The sequence below is a fragment of the Paenibacillus sp. DCT19 genome (assembly GCF_003268635.1).
Taxonomy (GTDB): Bacteria; Bacillota; Bacilli; order Paenibacillales; family Paenibacillaceae; genus Paenibacillus.
Window position 1 is genome coordinate 5,241,948 of sequence record NZ_CP029639.1, and the last position, 12,743, is coordinate 5,254,690.

Consider the following 12,743-nt stretch of genomic DNA (forward strand, 5'->3'; position numbering starts at 1 on the left):
TCACCTCCACCGTTTCCGTTCTACAATTTGAATGCTTAACAGCAGAAACACACCAGAGAGCGTTACATAATACAAAATATCCGGGCCACTGAGCACACCTTTGGTGAAGCTGTCAAACCGATTCGTTAGCGCAAATGGATCGAGCCATTGCTGCAAAGTAGAACCTGTATTGCCTGCAAATGAATCAAGCATCCACAATACGAGCAATATAATAAAACCCGCTACCGCAGACACCATCTGATGCTGAGATAACGTTGAAGCGAACAATCCAATCGCCATCATACTGCTGCCTAAAAAGAATAAACCTAACGCCGACAACCATACCGATGTCAAATCGAGCTCTCCGAAGAAGGACATAATGAATGGATATACCAAGCTACACAGAATAAGCACAACCAGTATGGCTAGTGAAGCCAAGTATTTACCGAAAATAATTTCCGTAACTCGTGCAGGTGAGGTTAGCAGCAATTCATCCGTTCCTTGTCGAAACTCTTCTGCCACAAGTCTCATCGTTAATAACGGCACTACAAATAACAGCATGGACAATGTATCACCAAGCACGAGGCGATAATCCACTATACTGGGTTGATAATATACAAAGCTCGAATAGAACAACAAACTTGTCATCAAGACGTACACCGCAAACGCAAAATACGATGTTGGTGATAGGAAGTAGGCCTGAAGCTCCTTATTGCAAACCGCCATCATTCGTCTCATTTGGAGTCCTCCTCCTTCCGAGAATGGGGCAACTCATCAGACGTTGTCGTTGACTCTTCTGTGGATTGATGGTTGTCTGTCACTAGGTCTGGCTTCAGATCAACGCTTGTTGTCTGATTTACACTCGTTTCTGGATCTGTAGTGGACGTAGCAGGATGAATGTCCTCCGCTTCGTGCGATACAACTTCTGCTTGTGTCTCCGTTGTCGTAAGTTTCAGGAAGATCTGCTCCAGACTGAGATTTTCCTTTTTCATCTCCAGGATCGGTAGTCCTGCTCCAGACAATAGATAAAATAACTCTTCTCGGAAATCCTCAGAGGATTCGCCGGTAAGCAACATTTTAACCGTATCTGAATCTGTTCCACCTTCCGTTCCAGTTGATGCAACAACCTCACTTCGAACCTTCTCCCAAGGAGTAAGCAAGTTATGTAACTGTTCCTCGGTTGCCTTCACCTCAATTGCGACTTTAAATTGATCTCCAATCGCCGAGCCAAAGTGTTGCGGTGAACCATCAAGAACAAGCTGACCCTGATTAATGATTAACATGCGATTACAGAGAGCGCTGACTTCAGGCAAAATATGTGTACTTAGCAGCACAGTATGGTTCTCACCAAGCTCGCGAATAAGATCGCGAATCTCAATAATCTGATTCGGATCGAGTCCAGATGTTGGCTCATCCAACACAAGCAGATCAGGCTTATGGATAATTGCCCCGGCAAGTCCAAGGCGTTGCTTGTACCCTTTGGACAGCCCACGAATCAATTGTTTTTCTCGGCTCTGTAGACCCAGCCTACTAATCATCTCGCTAACGCGCAGCTTCACTTCACGTGGTGCAACATCTCTCAGATTCGCCACGAATTTCAAATACGATTGCACAGTCATATCTGGGTACAAAGGAGGAGTCTCAGGCAGATAACCAATCTTCGAACGCACTCTTCTGCCTTGTTCATGCACAGACACGCCATCTACCGCAATCGATCCTGTCGTTGGTTGCAGATAACCGGTTATCATTCGCATCGTCGTTGTTTTCCCCGCCCCATTAGGCCCTAGAAATCCCACGATCTCTCCGCGCTCCATTGTGAAATCCAGTTGATGTACGCCACGTTGTCCATCATACACTTTACTAACTTGTTTCACTTCGAGCACATCATTCATCCTTTCCCGTTAAAGAGTTTGCTCAAAACGTCCGTTTTTTTGAACTCACACTTAAAATAACCCGTGTGCCATCGTTTGATCTGCTGACGGCTCTACACGGGATGTTTATTCCAGCATAGCTGCAATACCCTAAAGCTAGATTAATGTTCCTTAAAAGGAAGCTTAAAAAAATATGTCCAAAATGTGAATAGGGTTACATTCACCCACACCCTGTGCTTTGGGGAAACGTACCATACCCTAGGAGCAGTTATACCCATTGCCAAGGATATGATAACAATCTGTGCAGACTACAGGAGCCACATGTACAATCCTGCACAATAGTCAGAGGTGAACCTTGTGAAAGTTCTATTCACATTTTTTGTGCCGAGCGGTGGGGTAGACACCTTGAATCGGCTACGCACAGCCGCATTGAAACGTCATGGCATAGACGCACATGTGTTATACCTGTACCCAGGCTCTGGGCTACAGAATGGCACCGGAACTCCCGTATTTACCGCCTCCAATGACGCGGAGATTAAGGTATTGCTTGATCAACATCAGTATGATGCCATTATTGTCACTTCGGATATATCCATGCCCGGCAGACTTAGAGGATTAGGATATGAAGGACGAATTATCTTTGAAGCACAAGGACTCGGCACACGGGATCAGGCACTGGAAACAATCCAAATGGCCATTCCCTATCTGCAAGCATACTGCGATGCCGCCGTTATTCCTCCTACCGATCATTTATTAGAAATGTTCATTCACATCTGCCCTTGGCTACATCGATTTGTCATCCCGAATATGCTAGATACGCAGACCTTTAGCCCACTTAAAGTGGATGTGCCTCCTTATCCGGTTATCGCCTGGGTTGGTCGACTGGAACATAATAAAAACTGGCAAGAATATCTGCATATTTCTAGTGAGATTATTCACCAAGTTCCCAACGCCAGAATGTGGATGTTCCATGATCCAACACTTGCCAATCCTGAAGACGAAGTATTATTCAAGCACATGTTGGCTGAAAAAGGACTTGAGGATCGCATTGGAATTTTCGTTAACGTCCCCCATTCGCAGATGCCTACCTTCTATTCCATGACTGCGGAATCAGGTGGGTTGATGTTATCCACTTCCATTCTTGAAGGATTCGGATATGCGGTGGCTGAAGCGATAAGCTGTGGATGTCCTGTGCTTAGCACAGACTCAGATGGCGTGCGTTCATTTATTACGCACAATAAAACAGGCAAGTTTTACCCAATCGGTCATGTGAACACTGCTGTTTCGGAGGCCATAGATCTCATGAATAACAAAAGGCTACGTGAACGAATCCGTAGGCAGGGTCGTCAGCACATGAGCATTTCCTTTTCACCTGATCGCTATGCTGCTTCGTTTCGAGAAATGATGACCGCCTTAAGGATCTTCTTTTAAAGATCTCAAACAATCTCTAGTTCCTCTTGAAAACAGCACAGACTCCTTCAAAGTTAGCCGGAAGATGTGCTGTTTCCTGTTTGTTATAGTTGAGAAACAAATTATTATATTCGGATCATGGTTCCCTTTTCATAAAGACTTAAATGACACCTTTTCAAATGATTGGAAATCGGTTATGCTTGTTTTATATTTTTCTCTCAAGTAATTACATAGGGACGACCAACACCTTAAAGTATAAGGCTATGAATCTACGGATTCGTGGCCTTTTTTTGTTTTTTAAGGGTACATAGGTCTCAGGAAGGGGATTAAAACCTCTGTTGGTTGAATATTTCTGAAAAATAATACCATTGAACTAAATACACATGGTAGAATATTGATTATTATGTCAAATTTAGTATCTGGTAGAAAGAAGTACATACCACAGAACGAAAAACAAAGATTCGAGAGGAGTAGTAAGCATGAAAAAGATGATTGTTGGCGGGATTACGACTTTAGCTTTGTTAACGGGGATTGTGAGCAACATTGGAGGTGCTGGGAATCTAATAGAAACTACGCACGCTCAATTACGGTCAGACCTTCAAACAACAAATGTAGCTACACCTCTTAATGCTGAGATCACAGCGAACTCCAATAGCCAAAACGTACAATCTACGCGCAGTCAATCAGATCAAAGCTTTAGAGATATTGTTGGACACTGGGCAGAAAAAAGTATTAATGGCGCACTGACCCGTGGTTATGTAGATGGTTATCCGAATGGTACCTTCCTCCCCAACAACAATGTATCTCGTGCCGAATTCGTCAAAATGCTAGTTTCTGCATTGGATTTAGAGGTCAGTAGTAACGCAAGTGCTTCTTGGTATACACCGTACGTTAACGCTGCACAAGCAGAAGCAATATATCAATCTGGCGATTTTAAGGATTCCATCTGGACAAAAGCCATTAGCCGTGAAGAAATGTCAAAGGTAGCTGTGCGAGCAATTGGTGTTAGCGATGTGGAAAAAACTCAGTGGATGTATATGGCAACCAAAAACGGCTTAATATCTGGCACATCTCCTGGAGTGATTGCTCCAGAAGGCAGTACAACAAGGGCACAAGCGATCACTGTAATCGAACGTGTTCTCTCTGTTAAACAAGGGACAAAATTACCCGTCGATAAGTATGCCGTATCTGCTGCGGAATTACTCTGGCATGACACCAACATTATGACCATGTTACCAAGATACTTCAGTGATTCATTTAATGGAGAAGCATTCAATAACAAAGCTATGGTAAGTACATCCCCAATGGCAAAGCAGTCTGCAGAATCACTAAACTTGTTGCCATTGACCTTGGTGATCCCAAAGATCCGAACCGTAAAATCATTGAAGATACGGAGTATGCATGGATTGGGAACGGAAAGTATTACAAGCTCCTTGATTCTGATGGGTATGCCGTTATGGGAATCAGTCAAACAAAAATATCTGGCAAAATGAACGTTAAAGAATTATTTCCATGTCTAGTTTCATTTCAAAACGATGATTGGTATGAGATGCCCGAGAATTTTAAGAGCCCCAAACAGCCTAATAGAACGTATGGAATTATGCCATGGAATCCGAAGTATGAACAATTTCATTCATCTTTAGATATTACTGAAATTTCAAATGGAACCCTTACTTTTGCTACAGGTACACTGTTTCCTAAAACAAACTTTATTTCAGACAAGCCGTTCCGATTTATGTATGGTGGAATGGGTAATTGGCAAGGTTCTTATTTTACAATATACCAAGGTAAATTAAATCCAGATTATCATCAGTAGGTGATTACACTTTGAAAAAAATTGTAAAAATCGTTATGATGATGTATCTCCTTCTCACCATAACGAATTATTTCGGATATACCACAAAGGCATCTTCAGCCGTACCAAGCAACTATGAACCTATTGGAGACGTAATGCTGTATGGTGACATTGGGAAAGTCGATTCTGAGAACAATCATTACATTCCATTAAGTAAATTAGTATATTCCAATGTTAATGTTCCTAAGAAAGGAAATTCAGGCGCCACTTCTGTTGCAATATACGACATTAACGGCAAGTTTATAAAGAATCTAACCAAAATAAACGATACCTCCTGGAAAATCGGAGAAATTCAAGGAGAAAAAATCAACCTTACAGCTAAAGATGAATTAATAAGAGGATACTTTGCATGGTTCCGCTCACCATCAGGAAATTATTGGATGTATGACTTGGATGGGGAACGACATTTTATAAGATCAAATAATGATCCTTTTCCTCCAGTTAGAGGGGATTATAATGTGGGAACAGCAGGAGATATTCCAGCTTCAGGATGGCAAGAAAAGAGGGACACCAACATAGCTTGGTCTGAGAGGAACTTAACATTCAGTTCAAAACTCTCCAATCCATCTATACCTCAAATGGAATTTGAGGTATCTCAGGTTTCCAAGGTAATTGTAAACAAAAACGATATAATATACCGAAAATGTTTAGAAAATTGTATGCTCGCTGACAAAATACATGATGTTCGTATAGTAAAAATTGATGATTCTAACAAACCAAAAGTCACTCTCAAGTTCCAATTTTCTGCTACATTTGACAGTTCCCTACCAGGTCACGAGATTATGAGCAATGATGAAAACGGATTAGTACGGAGATGGTTTAATGCATGGGATGTAACTTTTCATGGTGAGATCTACAAATATCCCGAAATGAAAATTTATGCAAAGTACGATGGCCCTGAAACGCCTCAAAATCCCGGTGGCGGTGGTGGTGCATGTACACCTAATATCGGGCCACCTTCACAGGGAACCACAATGAATAAGAGTGACCTCGATCCGAATGCTCGCGGAGTAATCAAGGCAGATAACAGAGACGCTGAGCAATTCGACGTACTCAAAGGCATTCCGACCTCCGAATCATTGTATACCAATGCGATTGCGGACAACTACCTGTTTGACCAATCTTGGGCTCGGATGACGGGTAAGACAACGTACGATTGTAGTGTCACTCTCACCTATGAGCGAGAATGGACGATTCCTGGACCAGAAGTTTGCCCGCCAGAAGGCGCTTGTTCACCTGGACCGCCCGTAAAAACAGGGGATACCGTAACCAAACCTTATAACTTCCAGATCACACGAGATTATTCGTACTGGAAAATCAACAAGCTGGAAGTCTACCAGATCGCTAAAGCAACCATGGAGAATTATGCTCTTCCAGGTACCTCGGTAACCATGCTTCCTTCGGGCTACACACCGCCAACACTCGAGTCCAGAAATGATGAAGCGGTGGAAAGTCATGTCACACCCGCACCAACGGCGGCAATCTCCTATACACCACCGAAGCGAACAGGCGGTTTAAACTCGCCACCGGATGTACCGGATGATACTGCACTGTTAAAAGGTATGGCCGAGTCGAACACGCCTCAAAGTAAAGTCAATAATGACCTCGTCAAATTTAACAACACTAAGGTCATGGACGACGCAGAAGCAACCAAAAACGGCCCTACGCCAACGAACATTCCTGATCCAACACCGATTGGTCGAGATGTGCTGTATAAGCCAAATAACATGATTAGCAGTTCACTGCTGAACAAAGCAAATACGACGAGTTCGGGCGAGATCTTTTACGATCTGCTTCCCGGTAATGTGAACGGCGGGGCGAACAAAACATTACCTATCCCGGGGATCAACACCGTCACGGTACATACCCCTGTCGTCAACTACGCGTGGGTGTCGGATGATCAGCCACACAACCAGAAAACGGTACCCGACCCAACTAGTTCGGCGCTAATCTTAGAGCGTCCCTTTATCGTGCGTATTCCAACGTCGGGACAACACTTGGACGTAGCCAATTATCCGGGGTATGGCAACCGAGATTATGCTAAGTATTTTCGGATCAAACAGGTTCAGTTTCCCTTTGATGTCTACAATGCTGACCGAAGCCAGTTCATCCCTGCGGAAACATGGGTAGATATCCCGGTGAACCAGCTGGATACTCCGTTCTATCTCCCCGTATGGGTCGATGAGGGACATTACCAAGTGAAATTCCGCAATATCGCGGAAAATGCACCCTCGACGTTTACAACCCAACCGGATGCAAACACCAATCTGGCTCACTATGTGGCTACAGATACGGTACCTGTGGAAGTCATTGGGCGGTTGTATGATTTTCATGTGACGGATATCTCGGACTACAATTGGGAGAATGTATTTCGCAAACAAATGGGTAGCTCTGTAGCTAGTGGCGTCAGCTACTGGACAGGTACCAACGGGATCGATGGTGATCCGAGAGGTAATTTGGCACCATTTGTCCTGCCTATTCGTCCGGGGAGTCATCCTGTACAGGGATTTCGGAATATCGCGGTGAAAACAGGTTATCATGTCAAATTCGACCTGAAGACCAAAGGCAATATGTTCGGCACAACCGATGGTGTTCGTATTACACCTACCTTTGATTTTGTGAGTAAGGATGGTACTACACGGCAGGCCGTGGATCTCTACTACCACCGTGGACAGGAACGCCTGATCCGGATCGGATCGCCGCAGGATTTGGAGAAAAGATTCGTCGTGCTGAACTCACGACTTCGCAATGTACCGGGCACAGAACTTGGAGATACAGCACGTTACCGGTACACCTATGAACTAACGGCACAGGAACGCAACCAAACGACGCTGGCAGAGTACATGGTTCAACTGGTCGACCAGATCTCACACCAGAAAACATGGGTAGGTCGCTACGATTGGATGATTCTACCCGCTTCCATCCGTACACTTATCGGGCCTAAGACCAACATTCCACGAGTGTGAATGTTGACCGAGCCAATGCCGCCATTCAGCGGTGGTACGGTGAATATAGCTTGCCAGCCGATGTGTATGCTGTGCCAAAGGGAACGGATCTCACGCCACTAGCAAGGCAAAATGTACTTGATGAGAAGGCGGATGTATTTTTGAAAAATGGATATATCGTCGTTAATTTCAATCTGGAAACGTTACGCGATGGCAATACAGATGCACCACATCTGCAATACATCCATGCACCACTCATGAATCAGTGGCGATTAGAAGGTTTCAATACGAACCAAGTGGATGATCGCGGGAGATCGTTGCCTGTGAAAGATGGAGATGTGGTCTTTTACCACGCTGATCAATCCAGCCGGAATGACTTCCAAGCCCAAGTGCCTCACTAAATGCGGTAACAAGGTTCCTTGATCCAATGTCTATAGGTTAATTCAACATGTTCAACTTCAACATATGTGTACAAAAAAACCGTTCCCTTCTCAATGGTGAATCACTCTCCCATCTGAGAAGGAACGGTTTCTTTTGCTTTTAGATCAAATTTTTAGGTCTTATTTTTAGACCTAATTTTTAGATCTTATTTCCAGATCATATCATTAAGAAATTAGTGACCTATCATCATTGCTGGATCAGGCTGATCTCCTGTCTCAAGCGTCTCTTCTTTCATCTGTTTCGGTTTACGAAGAATTAGACTCAGGATGCATCCAAACAATGCAATACAAGCTGCCAAGAAGAATGTGTCGTTGAAGCCAGCGACCAGTCCATTGGCTGCATTCGCTCCGCCAGTTCCTGTGGTGTGATCAGCAACTCGGGAAGTCAAGAAACCCGTCAGTCCTGCAACTGCAAAGGACACAACGACTTGCTGAGCCGCAGCAGTGAGCGGCGTAACGCGACCTACCAGTTTACGAGGAGCAGCGTTCAATACATGTGTATTCAGTGGCATCATGGACAGACCCATACCAAGTCCCATCATAACCAGACTAAGGATGATCAGTCCAAGACTTGTTTCGGCCGTGATGGAAGACAAGATAAACAGTGCTCCGGAAATGATGCCTAAACCTGTGAATGCCAGTGGTCTAGCACCAATCTTGTCAAACAGACGACCGCCGAGTGGCATACCTACGCCAGATGCCAGCGCCTGTGGAAGCAGAATCAGTCCTGTCTCCAGTGCAGTGTATCCTTTGATCTGTTGCAGGTAGAGCGGAATCAGAATCATCGCCCCGAATAGAGCTACTTGTGATACCCAAGCAAGGATAATGCCGCGTGAGAAATCAGATGATTTGAATACCCGCAGCTCTAGCAATGGATGCTTGTGGCGCAGCTCTACAATAATGAACAGAATTAATGCTACCCCACCTACAATCACACCAGTCAGTGTAGTTGCAGACGTCCAGCTCGTCCCGCCTTCACTAACACCATAAGCCAGCATGGAGAATGCAATTGGTGCCAGAATCATACCTAATAGGTCAAGCGCAGGTGTCCGTCCACGATCCGTGTCCGGCAAAAATTTGAGACATAGAATAAGCGCAACGATCCCGATCGGAAGATTAATAAGGAAAATCCAGTGCCAACTGAACGACTCAATGAACCATCCAGATAATACTGGACCTAGTGCTGGAGCTAATAACATCGGAATCCCCAGCATACCCATAATGGAGCCTCTTCTCTCCGGAGGAGCCAAACGGAAAACCATAGCCATACCAATCGGAGCAACCATACCTCCACCAAGCCCTTGAATGATGCGGAAAATAATTAATTGCTCTGGCGATTGTGCAACCGAGCATAGTACAGATCCTAACGTAAACATTGCAATTGTAAATAAAAATACTCTCTTGGAACCGAATCGATCGGTTAACCATCCAGCCAGGGGAATAACAGCAGACAAAGCCAAGGTGTATCCCGTCACAGTCCATTGAATCGTTTTGAGATCTGTCTCGAAATACTGAACGAGATTAGGAATCGCCACATTCACCACCGTGCTGTCCAGAATGACCATAATCATACCTACAATGATGGCCAGCAGCGGTAGAATAATCGTTTTTATCGAGAACTCCGCTGGATTCTGGGGAATTGCTGTTTGCTCTTTCAAATTCTCACACTCTTTTCCGGCCTGGAGGCATCTCTTGCCTCTCTATCAGCCTTATAATCACAACATGTTTCAAACCTTTGTTTCAAACTGTCGTTTTAAACTTTTGTTTTAATCATAGTATATTTTAACGAAAATACCTTTGCTGTCAAGATATTTTTAATGTCATTAATTATATATGTAAATTTTAACTCCTTTTCCGCTAACTGCTTCAATATGTACGAGATATAGATCCATACGATCCAACTTGTCTATATCTAGTTACACTAATCCAATTTTGGAAGTTATGTAATCGCCAAATTCTAGACGCCAAAAAAATGAACCAGGCTCCGACCTGCTTCATCCGTTTGGTCACACATTGTACCCGTTATATCATCGAACTAAACGTTCAGACTGCTTCACTGTTAATCTGCAAGTTTGGTCATCTGGTGCTCCGTGAGCACACCCAAAGTCTGTCCATATGCGCTCCGACAATACAAACGAACTGCAAGATGATAAGGACGGGAATAATTCGTAATAATTCGAAGTTCCCAGCTGGCTGAAGACACATCCAAATTAGGAATAACATAATTGCGCATGCACCCATGATGCTCTGATCCAATCTGAAACAGATAACGATAGATCTCTCCACCTACATCGTTCGTTCCACCTATAAATACATCCGCTTCGTCATCCCCTGCCCAACCTACCTCAATGTCTACATATCTGACTGGAACAGCCGTTTGGAGCATACTCTCATGCATCACAAGTAGATATACAGCCACGTACTTGCCCTCCCTCCCATTTCCACCGATCCGTCCTTATGTAGTTTATGCAACCTCTCGTCCAATGCCAGTTGTATTCACCCATTTTTGCACGTAAGCATAGAAATGCCCGACCTCAGGCACCCCATTTTTCATAGAATACAAAGATAGAAGAACGGTCTGCGCAGGCCGCGATAAGGAGGTACCTATGAGAGTTCTGCTCGTGACCTATTGGGAATTAACCCAAATGGGTGGGATATGGACATATCTAAGACAATTGGCCGATCACCTGACATCACTGGGTGTGGAGGTTGATATTATGGGCACTAACGCAGCGAGCAATGAGGTTTATGTCCGTAATCTGAATCAATCCTTCTCCAAAACTAAAGTCTGGCCGATGCTGCAAACGAAGCTTAATCCCACCGACCTGCCTCAATTCACCGCCGACTCCCTTCTCGCTTATTATGAGCTTAATCGTTATGCCTTTGAGATGGCTGCTGCGTATCTTGGGGTCAATCATTATGACATCATCCATGCTCAAGATCCAGTGGCCGCTGTAGCCATGAAGCGTATTCTACGCCGTAACACTCCACTCGTAACAAGCTATCATGGAGCGCTTGCACGTGAAACCTTTTATGATGCTCAAAATTCAAATCCACAACTTACGCTCCCTACCTATTTGCAATCCAAAAGAGGTCGGTACTTCCTTTCCTTGGAGAAAAGAAGCGCTGCACAATCCGAGCTGATTCTCGTGTCTAGTCATTGGATCAAGAGCACCCTTACAGAACTGAACGTGCCTGAATCGCAATTCCGTCTTATTCCTTATGCCATCGATCTCCCGTCTTATAAATCTTCAGCAGCAGTCAAATTCCGTCATAGACCTCCGGCAGGTAAAAAAGTAATCGCCTTTACCGGTAGACTGGAGTACATCAAAGGTGTACATGTATTGATTAACGCACTTGCTGGTCTGAAAACGATCCGTTCGGATTGGGTCTGCTGGATTGCGGGAGAGGGTAATCTGATGGAGGAACTACGTGATCAAGCATCCCGTACGGGTGTGGGAGACGACGTTGTCTTTTTTGGAAAACTGGACAATATCCCCTCCTTCCTGCGCCGCGCTGACATCTATGTTCAACCTAGTCTGCAAGACACCCAGCCTTTCTCCGTGACCGAAGCACAGCTTGCAGGCGTTCCTGTCATCGTTAGCGGTACTGCCGGTATGCCTGAGATGGTTGACCCGGCTAACACGGGATGGGTCGTGCCTCCCCAAGATGCCAACTCACTCTGCAGTTTATTACATGCACTATTAGAGGATGATGCTACCCGCCAACGAGTAGGCATGCAGGCCAAAGCATGGGCAGAACAGCATCGCTCACTGGAAGAGATGGGAATGCGCACGTTACAGGTGTACCAAGAAGCCATACACAGAGGAGGATATTCCGTATGACGATCCTTGTACCCAGTGATTTATATAATCGCTGGTTCTCCACTCCAGTATCCACACCACATATTGAGGTAGAATATGATGTCATGAATACGTTGATGCAAAAACTGCCAAAGGGATACACCTTACCTGACCCCGTATCGATGGAGATACTAAACCAGAATGATTAATGACTTGACTTGCCCCTCTTGCCCAAGAGGGGTTTTGTTTGTTTACCATTCACGTTTTACAAGCGAAACCCGTTACACACCTCAGCTTTTAACCATTCAAATTGATAAAAACCTCAGCTTCCTTTGCTATGTCATTGCTTATGTTCATGACTCTCCAAAGGTCAATAACAGCTAAAAAAAGAGTATTCCATTGTCGCCGTCAACCATACGACATGCTGAATACTCTTATTT

11 protein-coding genes are annotated in these 12,743 nt (G+C 44.5%); 7 read left to right on the forward strand and 4 right to left on the reverse strand.

Features of this window, described 5'->3' with window-relative positions; translation table 11 throughout:
- Both DMB88_RS23935 and DMB88_RS23940 read right to left on the reverse strand, forming a co-directional pair.
- Window positions 1–717, reverse strand: coding sequence for an ABC transporter permease subunit (locus tag DMB88_RS23935; protein WP_128103352.1), 717 nt, complete (start codon window positions 715–717; stop codon window positions 1–3).
- Window positions 714–1,862 (reverse strand): ABC transporter ATP-binding protein, encoded by a 1,149-nt coding sequence (locus DMB88_RS23940; RefSeq protein ID WP_217363758.1) that lies wholly within the window; start codon window positions 1,860–1,862, stop codon window positions 714–716. The genes DMB88_RS23935 and DMB88_RS23940 overlap by 4 nt, the downstream gene beginning before the upstream one ends.
- A 345-nt stretch (window positions 1,863–2,207) precedes the next feature.
- Here DMB88_RS23940 and DMB88_RS23945 point away from each other — a divergent pair, with 345 nt between their 5' ends.
- The 5 genes from DMB88_RS23945 to DMB88_RS31525 all read left to right on the forward strand — a co-directional run bounded on the left by DMB88_RS23945 (window position 2,208) and on the right by DMB88_RS31525 (window position 8,461).
- The gene (locus DMB88_RS23945) at window positions 2,208–3,281 is read left to right on the forward strand and encodes a glycosyltransferase family 4 protein (protein WP_128103354.1); all 1,074 of its coding nucleotides are present in this window, start codon (window positions 2,208–2,210) and stop codon (window positions 3,279–3,281) included.
- A 458-nt stretch (window positions 3,282–3,739) separates the two neighbouring features.
- Entirely contained in the window at window positions 3,740–4,753 is a 1,014-nt protein-coding gene (locus DMB88_RS23950) for an S-layer homology domain-containing protein (protein ID WP_128103355.1), read from the forward strand.
- Window positions 4,717–5,076, forward strand: a complete 360-nt coding sequence (locus tag DMB88_RS23955) for a hypothetical protein (protein ID WP_128103356.1) — start codon at window positions 4,717–4,719, stop codon at window positions 5,074–5,076. The genes DMB88_RS23950 and DMB88_RS23955 overlap by 37 nt, the downstream gene beginning before the upstream one ends.
- A gap of 821 nt (window positions 5,077–5,897) precedes the next feature.
- Window positions 5,898–8,081, forward strand: a complete 2,184-nt coding sequence (locus tag DMB88_RS23960) for a DUF5704 domain-containing protein (RefSeq protein ID WP_254438324.1) — start codon at window positions 5,898–5,900, stop codon at window positions 8,079–8,081.
- A complete protein-coding gene (locus DMB88_RS31525; protein ID WP_254438325.1) occupies window positions 8,078–8,461 on the forward strand; it encodes a hypothetical protein in 384 nt (127 codons plus the stop codon). The genes DMB88_RS23960 and DMB88_RS31525 overlap by 4 nt, the downstream gene beginning before the upstream one ends.
- A gap of 212 nt (window positions 8,462–8,673) precedes the next feature.
- Here DMB88_RS31525 and DMB88_RS23965 read toward each other — a convergent pair whose 3' ends face one another.
- Both DMB88_RS23965 and DMB88_RS23970 read right to left on the reverse strand, forming a co-directional pair.
- On the reverse strand, window positions 8,674–10,158 hold the full coding sequence (locus DMB88_RS23965; protein WP_128103357.1) for a DHA2 family efflux MFS transporter permease subunit: 1,485 nt from the start codon (window positions 10,156–10,158) through the stop codon (window positions 8,674–8,676).
- A gap of 401 nt (window positions 10,159–10,559) precedes the next feature.
- Window positions 10,560–10,919: a hypothetical protein gene (locus tag DMB88_RS23970; protein WP_128103358.1), complete on the reverse strand. Its 360-nt coding sequence runs from the start codon at window positions 10,917–10,919 to the stop codon at window positions 10,560–10,562.
- Between the two features lie 187 nt (window positions 10,920–11,106).
- On the opposite strand from DMB88_RS23970, the gene DMB88_RS23975 reads away from it, so the two are divergent.
- Both DMB88_RS23975 and DMB88_RS30355 read left to right on the forward strand, forming a co-directional pair.
- The gene (locus DMB88_RS23975; RefSeq protein WP_128103359.1) at window positions 11,107–12,345 is read left to right on the forward strand and encodes a glycosyltransferase family 4 protein; all 1,239 of its coding nucleotides are present in this window, start codon (window positions 11,107–11,109) and stop codon (window positions 12,343–12,345) included.
- Window positions 12,342–12,512, forward strand: a complete 171-nt coding sequence (locus DMB88_RS30355) for a hypothetical protein (protein WP_164848780.1) — start codon at window positions 12,342–12,344, stop codon at window positions 12,510–12,512. The genes DMB88_RS23975 and DMB88_RS30355 overlap by 4 nt, the downstream gene beginning before the upstream one ends.
- Window positions 12,513–12,743: the final 231 nt, after the last annotated feature.

Excerpts from the sequence above, each read along its gene's own strand:
- DMB88_RS23935 (WP_128103352.1), bottom strand. The coding sequence starts at position 717 with ATGAGACGAATGATGGCGGTTTGCAATAAGGAGCTTCAGGCCTACTTC.
- DMB88_RS23955 (WP_128103356.1), top strand. The coding sequence starts at position 4,717 with ATGGGAATCAGTCAAACAAAAATATCTGGCAAAATGAACGTTAAAGAA.
- DMB88_RS23960 (WP_254438324.1), top strand. The coding sequence starts at position 5,898 with ATGAGCAATGATGAAAACGGATTAGTACGGAGATGGTTTAATGCATGG.
- DMB88_RS30355 (WP_164848780.1), top strand. The coding sequence starts at position 12,342 with ATGACGATCCTTGTACCCAGTGATTTATATAATCGCTGGTTCTCCACT.
- DMB88_RS23950 (WP_128103355.1), top strand. The coding sequence starts at position 3,740 with ATGAAAAAGATGATTGTTGGCGGGATTACGACTTTAGCTTTGTTAACG.
- DMB88_RS23975 (WP_128103359.1), top strand. The coding sequence starts at position 11,107 with ATGAGAGTTCTGCTCGTGACCTATTGGGAATTAACCCAAATGGGTGGG.